The sequence below is a fragment of the uncultured Campylobacter sp. genome (assembly GCF_938039245.1).
In the GTDB taxonomy this organism is placed as follows: Bacteria; Campylobacterota; Campylobacteria; order Campylobacterales; family Campylobacteraceae; genus Campylobacter_A.
The window spans coordinates 20,796-41,649 of the sequence record NZ_CALHVN010000042.1 but is presented as its reverse complement, the minus strand read 5'-3'; the positions used below and the strand labels follow the sequence as shown (position 1 = coordinate 41,649).

Below are 20,854 nucleotides of genomic sequence, written 5' to 3'. Positions count from 1 at the left end.
GAATTTTAGCGGTATCGCTAGAAACCAAAGTATGAAATTTAAAGCAGTTCTGCAGAACAAGTCGCTTTACCGGCTTAAAAAAATCAAGGCGACTAAATTTGCCGCCTTGAATTGCTAGTCGGTTTTGTTAAAATAAAATCAAAAATTTAACGCTGCCTAAAAAATTAAACTAAATTTTACTTATAGTTATATTTTCTCCGTTCGCGCCGATTACGATTTCATCTCCGCTTTCAAGCTCGTCGCGCAGGATCATATCGGCTAGCGGGTCTTCGACTAGCTCGTAAAGAGCTCGGCGCAAAGGCCTAGCGCCGTAAACGATGTCAAAGCCCGCTCCCGCGATGAATTTCTTCGCCTCTTCGCTTAGGCTTGCTTTTATACCACGATTTTGCAGCGTTTTTTCAAGCTCTTTAAACATTATATCCACGATTTTTATTAGCCCGTCTTCATCGAGAGGATTAAAGATTATCGTGTCGTCTAATCGGTTTAAAAACTCCGGCTTAAAGTAGTTTTTAAGCTCGTTTTTGACCGCTTGCTCGCACTCCTCGCCTTTTAGATCCATGATAAAATTTGACGCGATGTTAGACGTGAGGATGATGATCGTGTTTTTAAAATCGACCGTCACGCCCTTATTATCAGTCGCCCTTCCGTCGTCTAGGATGCCTAAAAGCACGTTAAACACGTCCTTGTGAGCTTTTTCGATCTCGTCAAAAAGTATGACGCTATACGGACGTCTGCGCACGGCCTCGGTTAGCTGTCCGCCCTCGTCGTATCCTACGTATCCCGGAGGCGCTCCTAGCAGGCGAGAGACGCTGTGTTTTTCCATGTATTCGCTCATATCAAAGCGTATGAGCGCGCGCTCGTCGTCAAATAAAAATTTAGCCAAAGCCTTGGCCGACTGCGTTTTACCCACGCCGGTAGGTCCCAAAAACAAAAACGATCCGATCGGACGCGCGCCCTCGTTTAGGCCTGCTTTGTTTCGCTTGATAGCTCTTGCTAGCGCGTGCAGAGCGGCATCCTGACCGACGACGCTTTCGCGCAAATGCTCCTCGATCATCAGGAATTTTTGCTTTTCGCTAGTTAGCATTTTGCTGACCGAAATTCCCGTCCACTTGCTTAAAATTTCAGCCACCAGCTCCTCATCGACCTGATTTTTGAGCAGCACGCCTGATTTTTTCATCTCGTCCCATTTTTTTTCGAGCTCTTTTTGGCGGTTGGCCGCTTCTAAAATTTTGCCGTATTCTATCTCGGCTGCGCGCTGCAAATCGCCGTTTCTGCGCGCTATCTCGGCCTCGCTTTTTAGGCTATCTATCTCTTTTTTTGCTTTTGAGATACCGCCAAAAACAGCCTTTTCGTTTTCAAATTTACCGTCAAGGGCGTGCTTTTGCTCGTTTAGATCGGCGATTTCTTTTTCTATTTCGGCTAGACGAGCGGCATTTTTAGCCTCGTCTTCCATTTTTAGCGCCTCTTTTTCGACTTGTAGCGTTACGATCTCGCGCTTGATGCGGGCGAGTTCGTACGGCTCGCTTTCTATCTGCATTTTGAGCTCGGCTGCGGCCTCGTCGATGAGATCGATGGCTTTATCCGGCAAGAAGCGGTTTGAGATGTAGCGGTCGCTTAGCTTTGCCGCCGCAACCAGCGCGCTATCGGTGATCGTCACGCCGTGATGCACCTCGAGGCGCTCTTTTATACCGCGTAAAATTTGAAGCGCTTCGTTTACGCTAGGCTCTTTTACGTCAATGGGCTGAAAGCGGCGTTGCAACGCGGCGTCTTTTTCAAAATACTTGCGGTATTCTTTTAGCGTCGTAGCGCCCACGGCATGCAGCTCGCCTCTAGCAAGCGCGGGTTTTAGGATATTTGCCGCGTCCATGCTGCCTTCGCTAGCTCCCGCGCCAACGATGGTGTGTATCTCGTCGATAAAGAGGATGATATTTCCCGCGCTTTTTACCTCGTTAATGACGGCTTTTAGCCTGTCTTCAAATTCGCCGCGGTACTTTGCGCCAGCGATCAAAGCGCTCATATCAAGAGCTACTACGCGTTTGTTTGCTAGGCTAGTGGGCACGTCTTTTGCCACGATTTTTTGCGCTAAGCCCTCGACGATAGCGGTTTTACCCACGCCCGGCTCACCTAATAAAATAGGATTATTCTTGCTTTTTCTTATTAAAATTTGCATCATGCGCGTGATCTCTTCGTCGCGCCCGATAACCGGGTCTAGCTCCTTATTTAGCGCCTTTGCGGTTAGATTGATGCCGTATTTTTCCAGACTGTCTAGCGTCTCGTCGCTAGTTTGGCTGTCTATCTTGCGCCCTGCTCTTATACTTTCTAAATTTTTGCGGATTTCTAAAACGTCGGTAAATTTGCCTAAAATTTGCTTGATCTCAGGCAGCTCAAGCGCTGAGATAATCCATGTATCCACCGCGATATAGCTGTCTCCTAGACTCACCATCAGAGCTTTCGCGCTTTCAAGAGAGTTTATTAGCTCCTTTGAAATTTGCACGTTTTCTTTGCTCACGTTTGAGCTTGTAGGTAGCTGCGCGGCTTTGCTTTTTACTTCAAGCTCCACGGCGTCTTTGCTAACGTTCATTTTGTTAAAGACTTGGTTGAGTAGCGAGCCGCTATCTGCGACCAGCGCCCAAAGCAAGTGAAGCGGAAAGGTTTGCGGATTTTTCGCATGTATCGCTAGCGCGACGCCCTTTTCTACCAGCTCTTGCATTTGCGCGGTTAAATTTTCGCCTAAATTCGCCATTTTTTCTCCTTTAGTTTATAATGAGCGTATTATATAACTTTAGTCGATTATTGTCAAGTTATCTAAGCGGTTTTATATAAATACTTACGAAAGAAAATTAAATTTTATTAAATCTTTTATCCTATTTTTAGGCAAATTTAACTAAAATACCCCCACTTAAAAAGGCAGGAGATTAACTTTGAATAAAAAAAAGATGTTTTTGTTTTCAAGCGTTGCGGGCGCGATGATTTTCGGAGCCGTTTTTAGCGCAAATTTAAACGCTAAAGCCACTGAGGACGGCTCAAATTCTAAACTACAATCGCTCTCAAAACTCACAAAAACCATTTCTACTATCGAAAAATACTATGTTGATGATTTACAGTTTAAAGAGATCGTGGATAAAGCCATAGAAGGGCTTTTAAACAACCTTGACGCGCATTCCGGATTTTTAAACGAAAAGGCATTTAAAGATATGCAGGTGCAGACAAACGGTGAATTTGGCGGCCTTGGTATCACGGTCGGTATGAAAGACGGCGCGCTAACGGTCATCTCGCCTATCGAAAACACGCCTGCCGATAAAGCCGGCATAAAAAGCGGCGACATCATCCTTCGCATCGACGGCAATACAACCCTAGGCACCACCATAGACGAAGCGGTAAATAAAATGCGCGGCAAACCAAAGACGCCTATTACGATAACTATCGTGCGAAAAGGCGAGCAAAAGCCGTTTGACGTGAAGCTCGTGCGCGACATCATCTCGGTCGAGTCCGTTTACGCAAAGATGATCGAAAAAGACAACATCCTCTATCTTCGCGTGACGAATTTTGATAAACACGTAACCGAAAAGGCCGAGGAATTTATCAAAAAATATCCAAAAGCAGAAGGTATCATCCTTGACCTTCGAAATAACCCGGGCGGACTTTTAAATCAAGCGGTCGGACTGACGAATTTGTTTATAGATAGCGGCGTGATCGTATCTCAAAAGGGTAGAAACGAGAGCGAAAATAGTGAATTTAAAGCCGCGAGAGCAAATAAAATCACAAATTTACCGCTTGCGGTGCTAGTTAACGGCGGAAGCGCGAGCGCAAGCGAGATAGTGAGCGGATCGCTACAAGACCACAAACGAGCCGTCGTTATCGGCGAAAAGACGTTCGGTAAAGGCAGCGTGCAGATCATCCTGCCTGTAGACGACAAAGAGGCCATCCGCCTAACGATAGCTCGCTACTATCTGCCTAGCGGCCGCACTATACAAGCAACGGGCGTGGAGCCTGATATCGTCGTATTTCCTGGTAAAGTGCCTCAGCATGACGAAAATGCCTTTTCTATAAAAGAGAGCGAACTAAAAAAACACCTAACCAACGAACTGAGCAAAATAGACGCAAATAGCGACAAAAACTCTACGAAAATCACGGATAATAAGACTATAATAACCGAGGCTAACGTAAACGACGATATACAACTAAAATCGGCGATTGACGCGATCAAAATTTTACAGCTAAAATAAGGAGTGCAAAAATGCAAAAAAAAGAGCTGATCTACGAGGGCAAGGGAAAAAAGATGTTCGCAACGGACGATGCGAACTTACTAATAGCGGAATTTAAAGACGACCTAACCGCCTTTGATGCGCAAAAAAGAGGTAATGAAGCGGGCAAAGGCGCGCTAAATAACAAAATTTCGACACAGCTTTTTAATCTTTTAAAAGAAAAAGGCATCCCGACTCACCTGGTCGAAACTCTAAGCGACACCGAACAGCTCGTGAAAAAATGCGAAATCATCCCGCTTGAAGTGGTCGTAAGAAATATCGCAACCGGCTCGCTAACGAAGCGCCTTGCGATAAAAGAAGGCACGGTTTTATCGTTTCCATTGGTAGAGTTTTACTACAAAAACGACGATCTGCACGATCCGCTCGTAAACGACGAACACTGTCTAATCATGGGCTTAGTTAAGAGCGAAAACGACCTTGACAGACTAAAACACATGGGCCGCGAGATAAACGCTATCCTCTTTAAATTTTTCGCAGACAGAAATTTAAAACTAGTCGATTTCAAAGTCGAATTCGGCGTCGATAAGGACGGAAATATCCTGCTGGCAGACGAGATCAGCCCGGATAGCTGCCGCTTTTGGGACGCGACTACGAACGAAAAACTCGATAAAGATAGATTTCGCCAGGATCTGGGTAGCGTAAAAGTCGCCTACGAAGAAGTTTTAAAAAGAATTTTATCTAAGGTTTAAAATGAAAGCTATCATCAACGTATCCTTAAAAAACGGCGTTTTAGACCCGCAAGGAAAGGCAGTCGAGCACGCGCTCGGCTCGCTTGGATTTAACAACGTAAGCGGCGTGCGAATAGGCAAACAAATTGTGCTTGACATAAACGCCGCAAGTAAAGACGAAGCGCGCAAGGAGCTAACTAAAATGTGCGAGGAACTGCTCGCAAACACCGTCATCGAGGACTACGAGATAAATTTGAACGATAAATGCGAGAGCGCAAAATGAAAGTCGCCATCGTTTTGTTTCCAGGCACGAACTGCGAGCAAGATACGAAGTACGCTTTTGAGCTTTTGGGTTGCCAGACGCAGATAATCTGGCACAAAGAAAGCGAGATAAACGCCGATCTAATCGTACTTCCGGGTGGATTTAGCTACGGCGACTACTTGCGCACGGCGGCTATCGCTAAATTTAGCCCCGCGATGAGCGCAGTCGTAAAACACGCCCAAAAAGGCGGATACGTGCTTGGCATTTGCAACGGCTTTCAGATGCTATGCGAGCTAAAACTGCTTGCAGGAGCGATGAGACGAAACGAAAATTTAAGCTTCATCTCAAAATATCACCACCTAAAAGTGATCTCAAACGCAAATAAATTTCTCTCAAATTTAAGCGTCGGCGAGATCGTAAACATCCCGATCGCTCACGGCGAGGGTAACTTTTACGCCGACGAGGCGACGTTAAAAGGTCTCTATGATAACGATCAGGTCCTGCTAAAATACTGCGATGCAAACGGCGCCACGCTAAATCCAAACGGATCGGTCGACGAGATAGCGGGAATTTGCGATAAGAGCAAAAAGATATTTGGCCTCATGCCTCACCCAGAGCGCGCCTGCGAGAAGTTTTTGGGTACGGACGACGGACTAAAGATGCTAAAAGGGCTAGTTTGCTAAAGCCCTTTTTAGCCTTTTTTACTATATTTGTTTTAGCTTGCACGGCCACCGAGCCTAGCGTATTTGATATGATGGGTGACGAGCAAAGCCAAAAAGTGATCAAGCCTGCTCCGCAAACGCCCGCGCAAAAGCCAAATTTACAAAACAAAGCGCTAAGCGCGCAAAATAGAACTCCTGCCCAGGCACAAAGCGCGGCTACTCAAAACAGAACCCCCGCAGCGCAAAGCCAAACCGTAAGCAACCAAGGCGGCACGCATCTGCGCCAGCCTATCCCGCAAAATATCGCTCCTACGAACGAGCCTGAGTTAAATTTAAAAGACAGCCAACTATACGAGCGCGTGCAGCCAAACGATATCATCATCAAGGCTCTAAACGCACCAAAGCAAGTCTACGTCGGACAAATTTTTAGCTTTACGCTCTCGGTCGATATCCAGGATAACATCGCGGTAGATTTGCAAACCGTCTTACCCGAAACCGAAAACCTAAAATGGCTAAGCTCAAATTTACGCTGGGATAACGACGGCAAGGGCGTTTATAAAGCTCAAATTTACGCAGAGGCTTCCGCTCAAGTCGTGCAAAATCCAAAAATCACGGTAAATTTAAAGCGCAACGGCGAGTTTTTTCAGACGGTAAATTTGACGCTTTCGCTACCTAAAATCGTAGCGCTAAAAAGCGGCGAGAAATACAACCACGTCGTCGCCCAAAATCTCGAAGTCAAAAAATACAAAACCAACAAATTTGACGACAAAAATCTCATCATGATCGTCGAGGTAAACGCGCAAAAAGGCAACATCGCGGACTTTTTCATCGAGGATAAGGACATCATCAAACAAGGCGTGGACTCCACGAGCGGCGAATTTGACGCGCAAAGCGGATATTATTTCGCGATATTTTCGCCCGAAAAAACCTCGATCGATTTTAACTACTTTAGCCTCGCCAAAAAAGATTTCGTGAGCTTTTCGCTCCCGGTAGTCGTGGAGGACGACGAGATCAGCACGCAAATAGGGCTAAATCCAAAGCAAAGCAAATTTGAAATTTACAAAAATATCGGAGTTTACGCGCTTTTCGGTATATTTTTGATCACGTTTTTGTTTAAGCGCGATGCGATATTCCTTGTCGTCGTAGTAGGCCTTGGAGCTTATATCCTTTACAGCTACAACCCGTTTGGCGGCGCGACGCTAAGGCAAAATATAAACGTAAAAATTTTACCTACGCAAAACTCTAGCGTATTTTATACTTCAAAAGCGGAGGAAAAAGTCGAGATCCTCGGCGAACACGAGGACTACGTCAAAATTTTACTAGACGACGGCAAGATAGGCTGGGTGAAAAAAGATGATATTTTCTAGGATAAAGGCCGCTTATTTCGCGGTCGAGTTTCTAATCAGCATACTTTTGGTCGTATTTTTTATGTGGCTTTTTAAAAAGCACATCCACGCCGTAAGGAAATTTTGGGGCAGGAGCCAGCGATTTTTCGGCTTTTATTCGCTCGAAGTCGTCGGCAAATTCGACGAGCGCGCGAATATGATCATCATGAACCACCAAAGTATGTTAGATATCGTCGTTTTAGAAGAAATTTATCCTAAAAATCTCTGCTGGATCGCTAAAAAAGAGATCGCCGACCTGCCCGTCATCGGACAGATCATCCACGTGCCGCAGATGATTTCAGTAGAGCGCGAAAACAAACGCTCGCTCATCAAGCTCGTAAAAGATGCGCAAGACCGCGTCGAAAAGGGGCGCGTACTGGCGATTTTCCCGGAAGGAACGCGCTCGCACTCAAAGGAGCTTTTGCCGTTTAAAGGCGGCGCGAAAATCATCGCCGACAAGCTAAATCTAAAAATCCAACCTATCGTGATCGTGGGCTCAGATATCATGGACGTGAAAAACTTTAGCTTTAAAAACGGCAAAATCAAAATCATCTGCCTAGATCTTATCGACACCGCCGAGCCCGAGTGGCTAGAAAACGCAAGGGCGAAAATGCAAGAGACGCTAGATAACGAGAGGTAAAAAGCGGCGATTTAAACACCGTTTTATCATAAATTTTGCCGCGCGCGTAAATTTGACGAACTTTTCAGCTAAAATTTGAGCCAAATTTACCGCGAGCAAATTTAGCCCTTAAATCCGCTAGTCAAATTTGACCGCCTCGTAAAAGCCGTAAATTTAGGAGGATTTATGAAAAAGCGCGCCGTTATATTTATGATTTTAGCTCAAATTTTATTTGCTTCAAATTTGCCGGAGCCTCGTTTTGAGATTTTTTTCGACGAAAATGCCACAAGCAAGCAAATAGACGCGGGGCTTGATCAAATTTTGGAGTTTTTATCGCAAAACCCGCACCGCGTAAACGAGGAATACGGCGAGTTTAACGACCGTCTTTTTTCGCCGTTTATCTGCAATGTAAAAATCATAAAAACGGGCAAATTCGACTTTGAACGCATAAAAAAGGCGCTCAAATTTAAGCCGGATCTAAACTATAAATTTATGATTTTTACTCCTCTTGACGCGGTTATAGCGCTTGGCATAGATCCTAACGGCAAATATAAATTTGATCAAAAAGAAGCGATACGACTCATCGACCTACTCGTAGCAAACGGCGCTGATATCGGCTCGCCCGAGCTTTTGCGAACGGCTTGCAATGCCGAGGCGTTTGAGATTTTTAGTCACCTTCTTAGCAAAGGCGCGCACGGCGACAAAGAAACAATGCTTTGCGTGGCCGGCGGGATAGCTATTTTTATGGGTCAAAACGGCGCCTCGCCGATCGCAAACGCTCCGCTTGATCCAAAAATAAGGCAGTTTACGAAAACCGCAAAATTTACAGAGTTTTACCGCGATAAAATGCGCTACCTCGAAGAGCTTTTAAAATTTAAACCGCTTAGCGAATTTGAGGCTAAAGAGCTGGAAATTTTTACAAAACTAGCCGCCGTTTTAGATAGCGAGGATATGGTTAAATTTCTGCTAAAAAACGGAGTTTGCAAGCAAGAAAATTTACAAACCTCGTGCGAAAATTTCAAAAAGTACGCAAAACAATTTGGCGCAAAAGATAGCCTAAAGCTAATAAACAACAAGGCCGTAAGCCCGAAATAGACGAATTTTACGAGACATCGCGTTAAAAGCCTTTACGGCTCGCGCGCTGAACTAAACTCAAATTTTTTCGTTAAATTTAGCGAGTTTTACTTTAATCGCCGCAAATCAGCCAAACTCATACCGATAAAAGCGTAAAATTTAAAGCTGCATTTAACAAACTAAAACGCCCTATTTTTCATATTTTTATCAAAATTTAAAAAAATTTGGGTATAATCCGTTTTTTCTACAAAAAAGGAATCCCCAATGAGTGCTGCAAAAAAAGAAGTATTGACGCAGGTCGAAGAGCTTTTTAAGGAAAACGCAAAAGGCTATGTCACGTATGAAAAACTGGTTAAATTTTTAGACAAAGCTCCTACGGCTATGGTCGCTAAAAAAATAGAGGCTCTAGCCAAAGCAAACAAAGTAAAACTCATAACCTCCGCCGAAATCGCAAAAATGCGAAATATCGAGGACGCAAAAAAGCGCCGCGAAGAGTTAGCGAAGTTAGCCGACGATAATCTCGAAGAGGAATTCGACCTCGCAAACGAAAACGACTTGCTCGAGTGGTCGCGCTCAGACAGTCCAGTGCGTATGTATCTACGCGAGATGGGTCAAATCGCGCTACTAACCAAAGAAGAAGAAGTCGAAATCAGTAAAAAAATCGAACTCGGCGAAGACATAATCATCGACGCGTTTTGCTCGGTGCCGTATCTTATCGACTTTATCCTAGACTACAAAGAACCGCTAATCAACCGAGAACGCCGCGTAAAAGAGCTTTTTAGAAGTTTTGACGACGAGGGCGAAGGTAGCGACAGCGAAAGTGAAGACATCGACGAAGAGGAAGAAGACGAGGATATAGAAAACGACGGCGAAGACGGCGAAGAGAAGGAAACAAAGCCTAAAAAACATAGCAAAAAAGACGACAAGCGAGCCGAAAAAGTAATCGAGAGCTTTAAGGCTCTAGAAAAAGCAAAAAAAGAGTGGCTAAAAACGGCAAATAAACAAAATGACGCCGAGATAGAGGATGAATTTTTAGCCAAGCTTACGCTCGCGTTTAAAAAGAAAATTTTAAAAGATAAACTAATGGATCTAGGTCCTACGAGCAAGCTCATAACCGAGATAGTAAAATCAATGGAAACGGCGCTAAAAAGCGACGATGAATTTGATAGAGAACTAAAAAGGCTCGAGTATAAGCTGCCGATGTTTAGCGACGAACTAAAGAAAAATCACAAATCGATCCTAAAAGATATCATCAAGCTAAGCAAAGACGACATCATCGCGAGGGTTCCCGAGGCTACGATGGTCTCAACCTACGTGGAGATAAAAAAACTATTTGCGACAAAAGAGGCTAGCAAGAGCGGATTTAACCTTGATCCGGTACTTTTAAAAGAAATTTTAGAGCAGATAAAACGCGGTAAAAAGATCTCCGACGAAGCAAAAGCTAGAATGGCGAAGTCGAATTTGCGCCTAGTCGTAAGCATAGCCAAGCGTTATACGAACCGCGGGTTGCCGTTTTTAGATCTCATCCAAGAGGGCAACATCGGCCTAATGAAAGCGGTTGATAAATTTGAATATAAAAAAGGCTATAAATTTTCGACCTATGCGACATGGTGGATACGTCAGGCCATCAGCCGCGCCATCGCCGATCAAGCCCGTACGATACGTATCCCTATCCACATGATAGAAACGATAAACCGTATCAATAAAATCAACCGCAAATATCTCCAGGAAGAGGGCAAGGAACCGGATATAAGCGTCATAGCAAAAGAGGTCGGACTAAGTGCGGACAAGATAAAACAAGTCATAAAAATCACCAAAGAGCCTATCAGTCTAGAAGCTCCGATCGGCAACGAAGACGACGGTAAATTCGGGGATTTTGTCGAGGATAGAAACTCGCTAAGTCCGATGGATCATATACTAAAAAACGACCTAAAAGAGCAAATAGACGAGGTATTAGATCAGCTAAACGAGCGCGAAAAAGCCGTTATCAGGATGAGATTTGGCTTACTCGACGACGAGAGCGACCGCACTCTAGAAGAGATCGGCAAAGAGCTAAACGTAACCAGAGAGCGCGTCCGCCAGATCGAAAGCTCTGCCATCAAAAAACTAAAACACCCAAAAGTCGGTAGAAAACTCAAAAACTACATCGAGGGCTAAATTTAGCTCTCGATACGCTCCGAGTTTGTTTGCTCCGTTTTACACTATTTTTAAATCTACGAACAGATAAGATTTAGCAGAGGCGTTTTGTCCGCAAGCAAAAATTAGGCAAACTCGCCGCCGTACAAATGCAGCCCTCAAATCCATATACAAAAATCGCGATCAAATTCGTAAGAATCGGCTAATTCTAGTACTAAATCGCTATAAGCAAAGCAATAAATTTACGCCGTTTTCGGACTTTTATAGCCTTTAAAACAAACCCGCACTACCCGCAATATCGGTAAATTTGCGGATAAGCTACCAAAGCAACTCGTAAAACATTTTGGATAGAAGCTTGATAAAATCGTATCTACTTAAGGTAAAAAAGGGTCAAATAAATTTAAATTTTAAAAAATGATGAAATTCCGCCCGAAATTTAGGCGGAAAATAAAGCTATTTCGAGCAGCAAGAATCGCAGTAATCAGCCGGATCAGGCTCGTGCGTGATACGATTTCGCAAATCTCGCCTCATAAGCTCGGTAAACCAAATATAGCGCGTGCCTGGCAAACTCAGAAACGTGCTCGTACCAAGGCAGCGTTAAAAGCGGCGGCGTAAGGCCGAGAATAGGCAAAGTAATCACGTGAACGGCGATATTGACTAAAATACCGTCGGCGACGCCTTGCCAAAGCGTGATTTTAGGAAATTTCTCCGCAACAACGCAGTAAGCTACCGCAAAAACGATCAAAAACAAAATATGCGTAAAATGCACGTAGTTAAACGCATGCCCCGCAAATTCGTAAATCGCGGCATACGGGCCCTATAATACCCAAATAATTGCGTAAAAATATATACGGTGGGTTTAGAAAATTTCGCGAGCAATTTGGTCTGATCCGCCGCTCTAATAAAAGAGCCGCAAGCGGCGTCAAATATATCTTTGGGGCTGCGCGGCGGCAACGGAAATTCCCCGCCCCATTTCACAAAAAGTAGGCATAATACCGATAGGAATGCCTAGCAGCGCGGCCAACCCGAGATCACTCTCTAGGCTAGCTTTACTATACGCGTCGCAAACATAACCAAACGATAAATTTACGACCGAGCGTAAAATTTAAATACACTAAAATAAATCTATAAAATTCACAACCGAACCGCACGTAAAATTTAACATTAAACTACGTTTTGGTAGACTACGAAAGATAAAATTTAAAGGAGAAAAAATGAAAATTTTACGGATGCTTTTACTGGCATTTTGCATATTTTTTGCGGTAGCAAACGCTAACGACGCACAGAAATGGGCGAGCGAGATCACGGCGGGTAAGCAGATACCTACGGGTAAATTTTTGGCCTTTTATCTAAATAAAGACGATTCAAAAAACGTGGTTTCCTCTGAAACGGTCGAAAATATAAATTTAAATTTTGCTTACGACGAGTTTCATAAGATACCTTCTGAAAAATTTATCGCCTACTGGGTTGGGAATTTCGATTTCAAACAAGACGCGCAGCAGATGATTTTAGCCGATTTTAGCCAGGCAAATTTACGCATCTCGGTAGACGGCGAGCAGATATTCGATTCCGAAAACGCCGGAAGCAAAGCGCTTATGCATAAATTTAACAAGGGACGCCACAAGATAGAAGTTTGGTTTGTTAACAACTGGCACACGACTAGCCTTTTAGTAGATTTTAAAGATGAACCGAAATTTCACAAACAAAGCGAAGTAGTCACGAAACTAAAAGGCCAAAAATTTGATATCTGGCTTGCTGCCGTTTACGACAGCGACGCACGGGATAATAAGGTAGTCGTAACGCTAGACAAATCGCAAAAACCGCTCGTGGTGATGTTAAGCTCCTATCGCGCCGTGCGCTGGGATGTATCAAATCCGCACGGCAATAAAATTTTGGCCGCACTAATTTATAATCCAATCAGCAGCATAAATTTAAATAAAAATGTTTACTTTATGGACGAACGCATATACGACGAAGATATGGAGATAAAATGCCATTGTTCAAACGGCGGAGCGCACTTTCACTGCGAAGGCGGAGACATAAATAGCAAAAACGATCGCGTCAGAAAAGATTTCGGGCAAAATTTAGGCGGTTTTAGTGGTTCGCATAACGCTATTATGCTAAATTTGCCGAGCGTTTTAATAGACGAAAGCGTATTAGCTAAGGGTGCAGAGTCAAAAAAGCTAATCGAAGCCGAGCGTGAAAAATGCCAAAAAAGCGGTAAAATAAACGACGCTTTTAAGTAATTTAAAAGCCAAATTTACGCCTAAGGGTTACGGGCGAGCCAAGATACTCTAGTTCGCCTTTTGCCTGCACGAAATAGCCTATTGCTTTAAAATTATTTTGGGCGCTTTATGCGGTAAAATTTAAATTTATCGTCTTGATTTTAGGCTGCCGTTGCGATTTAGCTAAATTTACCGTGCCGCAAGGTTTATCCAAATTTAACGAAAACCTTTGCTGCCGTCATCCATGCGGCGAGTTTAGCCTCGTCTTTTAAACTTCTAAATATATTTAGAATTTTTTATTTGTTTCCTTGCTCGCCGATATTTAGCCGTTGCGCCGCAAGGACAAGGGTGGCCCAAGCGAGCAAACTTGCCGTTAAACGGCCAAACTCCAGTCTACTTCATCAAATTTACCGCCGCAGCCCGCCCTACTCGCTAAGCCTCTGCGCTAATTTTTCCCAAAGCTCGCTTAGGCCTAGGATATCGTTGTGCCCGGCGTTTAGCTCGTAAATTTTATCTCCAGGCTTTAGAAATCTAAGCAATCTGCGCGAGTTATCCACGCCGATTAGCTCGTCATGCTCGCCGTGAAATATCGTCACCGGCCCGCCAAAACCGCCTACAAACTCAAACGTAGGGATTTTATATTTGATTAAAAATTTCGGCACGAAGGGCATTTTCTCCTGAGCTAGCTCCTCTAGGCTAAAATAAGGCGCGATCAAAACTAGCCGCTTAGCGCCGTATTTTAGCGCCGCGCGAGCCGCCAGTCCGCTGCCTACCGAGTAACCCACGGCCGCAACCTCGCCCGCATCATACTCCCGCAAAACCAGCTGCATCATCGCGTCCGCATCCGCGTAAAGCTGCTCCTGCGAGCCTATCTCGCCGCCGCTCTTGCCGTAGCCTCGGTAGTCAAACAGATAAAAATCATAGCCCAAATCCGTAAAAAACCGTGCGTAACCGCCCCAGCCTTGCAGATTGCCCGCATTGCCGTGGAAAAATATCGCCGCGCCGTTTTTTGCTTTTCGTTCGCCGTTCGCATCGCGCGCGTCACCGTAAATTCGCCCGCCGTCCCTACTCTGCGCTAAAAATTTAAGTCCGCTTATGCGCGTACCGTTTACGTCTAAATTTATCTCCTCAAACGGCTGATCAAAGCTAAAATCATGGTTTGGCTCTAGCTTGCTCGGGAAAAATATCAGCCTCTCTTGAAAAAAATAAAGCAGCGCCAAAACCGCGACGTAGACTACTAAAAATATTACGCAAAGCCGAAAAATCGTTTTCACTTTTGTCCTTTAGATTTATCTTTGGCGGATTTTGTATCCAAAAACGCCCAAATTTAGCCGCGCAAACGCTAAATTTTCATCGCGCCGCACGCTAGATCCTGCCGTTCATGCCGAAATTTTAGCAAAAATTCGCGCAGCAATAGCAAATTTAAGCAATTACGCTTTTAGAAAAACGAAAAAACGCCTTTTTACCGAAGTTTATACTGATTTTAAACGACTTTTTGGCAAAATCTACGGTTTAAAAAGTCAAATTTAAGGAAAAATATGCTTGAAGTAAAAAATTTACTGATGAGATTTAACGCGCAGCTGCTATTTGAGGACGTAAATCTAAAACTCACTCGCGGCAACCGCTACGGACTCATCGGCGCAAACGGCGCAGGAAAATCGACGTTTCTAAAAATCCTAGCAGGCGAGATCGAGGCAAACAGCGGCGAGATCGTCATCGAAAACGGGCTAAAAGTAGGCGTGCTAGGTCAAGATCAGTTCGCGTTTGAAAACTTTAGCGTCAAGGACGCCGTACTATACGGCAACAAACGCCTCTACGACGCGGTAAAAGAAAAAGAGCAGCTCTACATGAGCGAGGAGTTTACCGACGCCGTAAACGACCGTTTAGCGCAGCTTGAGATGATAAGCGCCGAAGAGGATCCTAGCTACGAGTACGAGGTTCGCATCGAAAAAATCCTAAGCTCGCTTGGCTTTAGCGACTTTGAAAAGCCGATGAGCGAGGTCGAAAACTCGGATAAATTTAAAGTCCTGCTCGCTCAAGTGCTATTTCCAAAGCCGGACATTCTTTTCCTTGACGAGCCCACCAACAACCTTGATATCGAGAGCATAAAGTGGCTGGAAAACGAGCTAAACCGCCACGAAGGCACGATGGTGCTAATCAGCCACGACCGCCACTTTTTAAACGCGGTTTGCACGCACATCCTAGACGTGGATTTTAAGAAAATTAGGCAATTTGCGGGCAACTACGACGACTGGTACATCGCCTCGACGCTGGTTGCCAAACAGCACGAGATGGAGCGCGACAAAAAGCTAAAAGAAAAAGAGGAGCTGGAGAAATTTATCGCGCGATTCTCGGCAAATGCGAGCAAAGCCCGCCAAGCCACGAGCCGCCAAAAGCAGCTAAACAAACTCGACATCGAGGAGATCAAGGTATCAAGCAGACGCGATCCTAGCATACTTTTCCGCACCAAGCGCGACATCGGCAACGAGATCCTAGAGGTGCGCGGCATAAGCAAAAAATACGACAAGGTTTTGTTTGAAAATTTTAGCTTCAAGCTCGAAAAGAACGACAAGGTCGCTATCATCGGCGCAAACGGCGTAGGCAAAAGCACGTTGGCTAAAATCATCATCGGCGAGGTGGCTCCGGATAGCGGCGACGTGCACGTGGGCGCGACGATAGAGCCTAGCTATTTCGCGCAGGACACGACAAATAAAATCACCGGCGAACTAAAGCTCTACGAGTGGCTGCAAGACGAAAATAACAAGGACCTAGACGAGATCCGCAAGTGCCTAGGCAGGATGCTATTTAGCGGCGCCGAGCAGGAAAAATCTGTCGGCAGCCTAAGCGGCGGCGAGAAACACCGCCTGATGCTAAGCCGCCTGATGCTAGAGCGCGGCAACCTACTCGTGCTAGACGAGCCGAACAACCACCTTGACCTCGAAGCCATCATCGCTCTAGGCGAGGCGCTGTATAAATTCGGCGGCAACGTCATCTGCGTGAGCCACGACAGAGAGCTCATCGACGCCTTTGCTAACCGCATCATCCACCTAAAAGGCAACGGCGAGGTCGTCGATTTTAAAGGAACCTTTGAAGAATACGCCGCGATGAACGAAGGGGCGACGGTTTAAATTTTGATTTTGGCTTTGATTTGGCGGGCAAATTTGACTCCCGCCAAATTTAAGCGGCAAATTTAACTCGGTTTTGCCGCTTGGATTTAAATTTTACCCACCGAGACCAACATCTTTAAGATGCTAAATTTTGTTTTTAAATTTTATGCTTACAGGCGTCTCACTTTTATATTAAGAAAGAAGGGGTTTGAATTACGCTCTACTGGCAGCTACGAGCGAAGCGGTCTCAAGCCCATAGGGCGACGGTAGCGAACGTATTGAAGCTTAACCTTCCTTTGCTTCGGCTTTGCCTCGCAACTGCAAAGTAGACCCCCCCCCAAGCCCTCTCTAACCCCACTGCACGTTAGAGGTTGCTGCACTATGCGTAGGTTTAAATTTAGTGCTATCGTGCCACGTATTCAAATTTGACGTTTTCAAGATACGGGTCTCAGCGAGTAAAATTTGAAGCCGAAATTTGCGAATTTGTAAATTTGAACGTAAAACGATAAGGCGAAGTATCGCGAGATGATTTTTAGGGTTGTACGGTAAAATTTTGGCGAAGATAGAACACGTAGTTCATCGAGTCAAAATTTTACAAACTCCGTAAAAAGCACTCGCGAGACAAGCCGTTTCAAAAAGACAAGCCGCTATTTTTTAGAATACTGCGCATCAAGATATGGTATCAGATACCCATACCCCTGCTCCTCCATCTCCTCCTTTGGCACAAATCTCAGCGCAGCGCCGTTTATGCAGTATCTTAGCCCTCCTTTGTCCTGCGGACCGTCGTCAAATACATGCCCCAAGTGCGAGTCCGACATCGCGGTTTTGACCTCGGTGCGCACCATGCCGTGCGATAGATCGGACTTTTCGGCGATTAGGCTCGCGTCGATCGGCTTAGTAAAGCTCGGCCAACCGCAGCCCGCGTCAAATTTATCGTACGAGCTAAAAAGCGGCTGACCGTTGGTGATATCGACGTAGATGCCGATGCGCTCCTCGTCGTTTAGCTCGCTACTGTGCGGGCGCTCGGTCGCGGCGTGCTTTACGACGTCATATGAGATGGCGCTTAGCTCGTTTTTTAGCGTCGCGTCGTCTTTGTTTTTGTAGTTTTGCAAATTTTGCTTCATATCGCGCTTTTTGTCGCTCAAAATTTCGCCCTTTTTAGGCAGGCTCTCGAAGGTCACGTGGCAATAGCCGTGCGGGTTTTTGTCCAGATAGTCCTGGTGATACTCCTCGGCTTTGTAGATATTTTCTAGCGGCGCGACCTCCGTTACGATGGGTGCTTTGTAGTTTTTTTGTTGTTCGGCTATAAAGGCTCTGATCGCCGGCTCGTCCGCCGCATCGGTGTAGTAGATGCCCGTACGGTACTGCGTGCCGCGGTCGCCGCCTTGCTTGTTTAGGCTGGTGGGATCGATGGTGTTAAAATAAAATTTGAGCAAATGCGGCAGGTCGATCACATACTCGTCGTATTCGACCCAGACGGCCTCGGCGGCGTTCGTGTCGCCCGTGCAGACCTGCTCGTAGCTAGGGTTTGGCACCTTTGAGTTCGCGTAGCCCGTATAGGTGCTAACCACGCCCGGAAGCTGCTTGAGATAGGCCTCCGTGCCCCAAAAGCACCCGCCCGCTAGCACGATCGTTTTGTTCGCGGCCGCAGGCTCTTTTGTTTTATGACTCATCTGTTCTCCTTGTAAATTTAAAAATATACCTAAAAATAGCGCCAAAGCGCCGACTATTCCAACTGTTTTTAACGTTTTGCCAAGCATTTTCGCTCCTTGTGGCTTAAATTTTTGATTAAATTTGATTCGCGCAAATTCGGCTTCAAATTTGACGGTTTTAAATTTTACACACCCAGATCCGCGCCTTTAAACTTCAAAATTTGTCATCAGGCGTTAGATTTTCAAATTCTTTTTTTGGAGGCGGAAGGGGCTTTACTTCGCCTGCGGCTCGTAACTGCGAGCAGAACTACTTACGAAGCGTCGCTCTCCTTTGCGTCGTGCTATACACTCGCCTTGTGCTTAGCCGCACTTTGTTTGCTACTGTTAGGACGCACTCTCTCTGAGAGCTGCCAGAAGCATACCCGCCCCCGTCTGCTTGCAGCTGCTAGCGCAGCGACGCAAAATCCCCACCAACCCCACTGCACATGAGATGTTGCTGCACTTGGTGTAGGTTAATTTTAGCGCTGTTGCGTAGCGAGTTTAAATTTACATTTTCAAGGTGCGGGTCTTGGCAACTCAAAATTTGTAAATTTAGCTTCAAATTTAAACGTAAAGCGATAATACAAAGTATCGCAAGACAAATTTAAAGTCGTGCGGAAATTTAACCAAGGCTAGGCTGGAGCCTGCCCTGGATAAAATTTCCTCTGCTTGCAGCTACGAGTACAACAAAAATCTCTTTCAAAAGCGCTCGTCTGCAATTCGCAAACGCAGCAAAAACCCCAAAGCCAAATTTGACAAAATTATAACGCCCCACTCTAAAGTTAGCGTGAATTTAAATCATTCCTCCCGCGATTTACCGATGGATGCATAAAATCATCAATAACGCAAAAATGCTTATTTGATTTGCACCTTTTGCTTAAATTTGCCGTAAATTTAAGCAAAATTAAGAGTTTTGCGCCTCTTCCTCGGCTTTAGCTCGGCTTCTTTGTCTTTGGGCGGCTTGTTTTTGGACGTTGGCTTTATAAATTTTAAATACGTGATCTTCTAAAACAACCACTTGAAACGTACCCTCAAAAACCTTGATATCGCGCGTTTTGCCGATCACCCTTACCTCGCGTTTAGCGCTATCGTTAAACTGAGCCCTAGCATCAAATTCCACGCTTTCGCCGATCTTAGTCGGAGCGAAAAAATGTATCTTAGCCCCTATCACGACGCTGAAGGTTTCGTTTACCGCAGCCATCGCCGCATAGCTAGCCGCCGAGAAAACAAAACCACTGTGAATAAGCCCTTCGGCGTCAGAAGCCATCTCTTCGCTAGCAAAAAAATTCGTTTTTGCTTGATTTGAACCCAGTTCGGTCACGGTGCCGCTTAAGCTGGTTTTTATATTCGGCGAGGTTTTTAGCTCGTTGCGGAAAGGGTTTTCATCCTCAGGCAGTATCGTATCCTCGCTGCCGCCGTCTTTATATATATTTTCGTCCATTTTTTACCTTTATACGCTTAGTTTTAGATAGACCCGTTTTGGCGCGGGATAGCCCTCGACCGTGCGCGTAGGGTCTGCGGGATCGAGGAAATCGCCTAGGCTCTGCCCCAAGATCCACTCTGTTTTTCGCTGCTCGTGCGCGTCCGTGGGCTTTGTAGCCAAAATTTGCGCGTCTTTAAAATTCGCCCTCTCGCACCAGTTTAAAAGCGCACTAACGGTCGGCACGAAGTAGATATTTGGTATCTTTGAGTATGTATTTTTCGGGCTCAGAGCAAAATCGCCCTGCATATCAAGATACATCGTGTCCAAAAAGAGCTTGCCGCCCGCATTTAGCGCGCCTTTTAGCTCTTTTAGCGTACGCACGGGATCGCTTCTGTGATAGAGTACGCCCAGACAAAAGAGCACGTCAAATTTGACGCCGTAGTGCAGCAGATGCTCGACGCCTAACAGCTCGTACTCTATGCCCGAGCGCGCAAACGCGTCGATAAATTTAAACTGCAAAAAGCTCATCACGCCAGGATCAAAGCCGATCAGTTTTTTGGGACGCTTGGGCAACATACGAAAGAGATAATAGCCGTTGTTGCAGCCGATATCGCCCACGACTTTGTCCGCTAGATCCATGTGGGGCGCGAGTAGGTTAAATTTAACAAAACTTCTCCACTCGCTATCTATCAAGATATCGTCTATCTTAAATGGCCCCTTGCGCCACGAGCGCAAATTTAACGCCGTTTGCAGCGTCTCTTCGCGCTGGGCTGGATTTAAATTTTCGTTTATCTCGACTATATCGTCAAATTTGAGCTCAAATTCGCGCTCCTTAAATTTAGCCGCTAGCTCCTCTACCTCCCGCATCAAAGGCGCGTAGGTTTTACCCGCCAGCTCCCTAGCCTTAGCCGCTCTAGCCGCTTCTAAGCTCATCACTCCGTCCAGTCGATGATGTTTTTAGGGCACTCTTTGTGATAGACGCCCGTCGCGTCGTAGTACTCCTTGCACTCGTTGTAGTACTTCGTCGTCACGCCGCGGTCGTTTAAAAACACGCAACCGCCCAGCATCGCCGCCAGAGCCGAGAAAAATAAAATTTGCGCTAGAGTTTTCATTTGAAAAATTTAGCGTGCTTTTTCTTCATGTATTCGACGACTTCGAGCACCTCGTCCACGCCCTCGGCATCCGAGCTTTCCAGCGCGTCGTCGATGCACTCGATGTAGGCCTCTGCCGCGTCCTCGAGCCTATCTTTTTTCACGCCGGCATAATACAGCATCGCCTCTAGCATCATCGAAAGCTCGTAGCTTAGCTCGTCTACGGTAGGTTCTATTTCTTTCATT

General features: G+C 45.5%; 17 protein-coding genes and 1 pseudogene. 10 read left to right on the top strand and 8 right to left on the bottom strand.

Annotated features, from left to right (window positions below; all coding sequences use genetic code 11):
* Positions 1 to 169: 169 nt before the first annotated feature.
* Positions 170 to 2,743 carry an AAA family ATPase gene (locus Q0218_RS07650; RefSeq protein ID WP_297968302.1) on the bottom strand — a complete coding sequence of 858 codons (2,574 nt, stop codon included), beginning with the start codon at positions 2,741 to 2,743 and terminating at the stop codon, positions 170 to 172.
* A gap of 178 nt (positions 2,744 to 2,921) precedes the next feature.
* On the opposite strand from Q0218_RS07650, the gene Q0218_RS07645 reads away from it, so the two are divergent.
* From Q0218_RS07645 to rpoD, 8 genes and pseudogenes are all read left to right on the top strand, one after another.
* A complete protein-coding gene (locus Q0218_RS07645) occupies positions 2,922 to 4,226 on the top strand; it encodes a S41 family peptidase (RefSeq protein ID WP_297968299.1) in 1,305 nt (434 codons plus the stop codon).
* An 11-nt stretch (positions 4,227 to 4,237) separates the two neighbouring features.
* Positions 4,238 to 4,954, top strand: coding sequence for a phosphoribosylaminoimidazolesuccinocarboxamide synthase (gene purC, locus Q0218_RS07640; protein WP_297968296.1), 717 nt, complete (start codon positions 4,238 to 4,240; stop codon positions 4,952 to 4,954).
* A gap of 1 nt (position 4,955) precedes the next feature.
* Positions 4,956 to 5,216, top strand: a complete 261-nt coding sequence (gene purS, locus Q0218_RS07635; RefSeq protein ID WP_295146912.1) for a phosphoribosylformylglycinamidine synthase subunit PurS — start codon at positions 4,956 to 4,958, stop codon at positions 5,214 to 5,216.
* On the top strand, positions 5,213 to 5,878 hold the full coding sequence (purQ, locus tag Q0218_RS07630; protein WP_297968292.1) for a phosphoribosylformylglycinamidine synthase subunit PurQ: 666 nt from the start codon (positions 5,213 to 5,215) through the stop codon (positions 5,876 to 5,878). Before purS ends, purQ begins: the two co-directional genes overlap by 4 nt.
* Positions 5,872 to 7,224 (top strand): SH3 domain-containing protein, encoded by a 1,353-nt coding sequence (locus tag Q0218_RS07625; RefSeq protein WP_297968289.1) that lies wholly within the window; start codon positions 5,872 to 5,874, stop codon positions 7,222 to 7,224. Before purQ ends, Q0218_RS07625 begins: the two co-directional genes overlap by 7 nt.
* On the top strand, positions 7,211 to 7,882 hold the full coding sequence (locus tag Q0218_RS07620) for a lysophospholipid acyltransferase family protein (RefSeq protein ID WP_297968287.1): 672 nt from the start codon (positions 7,211 to 7,213) through the stop codon (positions 7,880 to 7,882). Before Q0218_RS07625 ends, Q0218_RS07620 begins: the two co-directional genes overlap by 14 nt.
* Before the next feature lie 165 nt (positions 7,883 to 8,047).
* The gene (locus Q0218_RS07615; RefSeq protein ID WP_297968284.1) at positions 8,048 to 8,956 is read left to right on the top strand and encodes a hypothetical protein; all 909 of its coding nucleotides are present in this window, start codon (positions 8,048 to 8,050) and stop codon (positions 8,954 to 8,956) included.
* 240 nt (positions 8,957 to 9,196) lie between these two features.
* Positions 9,197 to 11,092 (top strand): annotated as a pseudogene (rpoD, locus tag Q0218_RS07610) (RNA polymerase sigma factor RpoD); the annotation flags it as partial.
* Between the two features lie 469 nt (positions 11,093 to 11,561).
* On the opposite strand, the gene Q0218_RS07605 reads toward rpoD, so the two are convergent.
* Positions 11,562 to 11,822 carry a DUF1440 domain-containing protein gene (locus tag Q0218_RS07605; protein WP_297968281.1) on the bottom strand — a complete coding sequence of 87 codons (261 nt, stop codon included), beginning with the start codon at positions 11,820 to 11,822 and terminating at the stop codon, positions 11,562 to 11,564.
* 463 nt (positions 11,823 to 12,285) lie between these two features.
* On the opposite strand from Q0218_RS07605, the gene Q0218_RS07600 reads away from it, so the two are divergent.
* Entirely contained in the window at positions 12,286 to 13,317 is a 1,032-nt protein-coding gene (locus tag Q0218_RS07600) for a hypothetical protein (protein WP_297968278.1), read from the top strand.
* Positions 13,318 to 13,721: 404 nt separating this feature from the next.
* On the opposite strand, the gene Q0218_RS07595 is transcribed toward Q0218_RS07600, so the two are convergent.
* Complete coding sequence (locus Q0218_RS07595) at positions 13,722 to 14,570, bottom strand: alpha/beta fold hydrolase (RefSeq protein ID WP_297968275.1); 849 nt, start codon at positions 14,568 to 14,570, stop codon at positions 13,722 to 13,724.
* A 264-nt stretch (positions 14,571 to 14,834) separates the two neighbouring features.
* On the opposite strand from Q0218_RS07595, the gene Q0218_RS07590 reads away from it, so the two are divergent.
* Complete coding sequence (locus Q0218_RS07590) at positions 14,835 to 16,424, top strand: ABC-F family ATP-binding cassette domain-containing protein (RefSeq protein ID WP_297968271.1); 1,590 nt, start codon at positions 14,835 to 14,837, stop codon at positions 16,422 to 16,424.
* A gap of 626 nt (positions 16,425 to 17,050) precedes the next feature.
* Here Q0218_RS07590 and msrA read toward each other — a convergent pair.
* From msrA to Q0218_RS07565, 5 genes are all read right to left on the bottom strand, one after another.
* Positions 17,051 to 18,163 carry a peptide-methionine (S)-S-oxide reductase MsrA gene (gene msrA, locus Q0218_RS07585; protein ID WP_297968268.1) on the bottom strand — a complete coding sequence of 371 codons (1,113 nt, stop codon included), beginning with the start codon at positions 18,161 to 18,163 and terminating at the stop codon, positions 17,051 to 17,053.
* Between the two features lie 835 nt (positions 18,164 to 18,998).
* Positions 18,999 to 19,535 carry a PaaI family thioesterase gene (locus tag Q0218_RS07580; protein WP_297968265.1) on the bottom strand — a complete coding sequence of 179 codons (537 nt, stop codon included), beginning with the start codon at positions 19,533 to 19,535 and terminating at the stop codon, positions 18,999 to 19,001.
* Between the two features lie 9 nt (positions 19,536 to 19,544).
* Positions 19,545 to 20,450, bottom strand: a complete 906-nt coding sequence (cmoB, locus tag Q0218_RS07575; RefSeq protein WP_297968260.1) for a tRNA 5-methoxyuridine(34)/uridine 5-oxyacetic acid(34) synthase CmoB — start codon at positions 20,448 to 20,450, stop codon at positions 19,545 to 19,547.
* Positions 20,450 to 20,629 carry a hypothetical protein gene (locus tag Q0218_RS07570; protein ID WP_002946522.1) on the bottom strand — a complete coding sequence of 60 codons (180 nt, stop codon included), beginning with the start codon at positions 20,627 to 20,629 and terminating at the stop codon, positions 20,450 to 20,452. Before Q0218_RS07570 ends, cmoB begins: the two co-directional genes overlap by 1 nt.
* Complete coding sequence (locus tag Q0218_RS07565) at positions 20,626 to 20,853, bottom strand: hypothetical protein (RefSeq protein ID WP_297968257.1); 228 nt, start codon at positions 20,851 to 20,853, stop codon at positions 20,626 to 20,628. The genes Q0218_RS07570 and Q0218_RS07565 overlap by 4 nt, the downstream gene beginning before the upstream one ends.
* Position 20,854 lies beyond the last annotated feature (1 nt).

What these genes read in the sequence shown, in the direction of transcription:
- Q0218_RS07580 (WP_297968265.1), bottom strand. Translation starts at nt 19,535, where the DNA reads ATGGACGAAAATATATATAAAGACGGCGGCAGCGAGGATACGATACTG.
- purQ (WP_297968292.1), top strand. Translation starts at nt 5,213, where the DNA reads ATGAAAGTCGCCATCGTTTTGTTTCCAGGCACGAACTGCGAGCAAGAT.
- msrA (WP_297968268.1), bottom strand. Translation starts at nt 18,163, where the DNA reads ATGCTTGGCAAAACGTTAAAAACAGTTGGAATAGTCGGCGCTTTGGCG.
- Q0218_RS07620 (WP_297968287.1), top strand. Translation starts at nt 7,211, where the DNA reads ATGATATTTTCTAGGATAAAGGCCGCTTATTTCGCGGTCGAGTTTCTA.
- purC (WP_297968296.1), top strand. Translation starts at nt 4,238, where the DNA reads ATGCAAAAAAAAGAGCTGATCTACGAGGGCAAGGGAAAAAAGATGTTC.
- purS (WP_295146912.1), top strand. Translation starts at nt 4,956, where the DNA reads ATGAAAGCTATCATCAACGTATCCTTAAAAAACGGCGTTTTAGACCCG.
- Q0218_RS07615 (WP_297968284.1), top strand. Translation starts at nt 8,048, where the DNA reads ATGAAAAAGCGCGCCGTTATATTTATGATTTTAGCTCAAATTTTATTT.
- Q0218_RS07590 (WP_297968271.1), top strand. Translation starts at nt 14,835, where the DNA reads ATGCTTGAAGTAAAAAATTTACTGATGAGATTTAACGCGCAGCTGCTA.
- Q0218_RS07650 (WP_297968302.1), bottom strand. Translation starts at nt 2,743, where the DNA reads ATGGCGAATTTAGGCGAAAATTTAACCGCGCAAATGCAAGAGCTGGTA.
- Q0218_RS07565 (WP_297968257.1), bottom strand. Translation starts at nt 20,853, where the DNA reads ATGAAAGAAATAGAACCTACCGTAGACGAGCTAAGCTACGAGCTTTCG.
- cmoB (WP_297968260.1), bottom strand. Translation starts at nt 20,450, where the DNA reads ATGAGCTTAGAAGCGGCTAGAGCGGCTAAGGCTAGGGAGCTGGCGGGT.
- Q0218_RS07570 (WP_002946522.1), bottom strand. Translation starts at nt 20,629, where the DNA reads ATGAAAACTCTAGCGCAAATTTTATTTTTCTCGGCTCTGGCGGCGATG.
- Q0218_RS07600 (WP_297968278.1), top strand. Translation starts at nt 12,286, where the DNA reads ATGAAAATTTTACGGATGCTTTTACTGGCATTTTGCATATTTTTTGCG.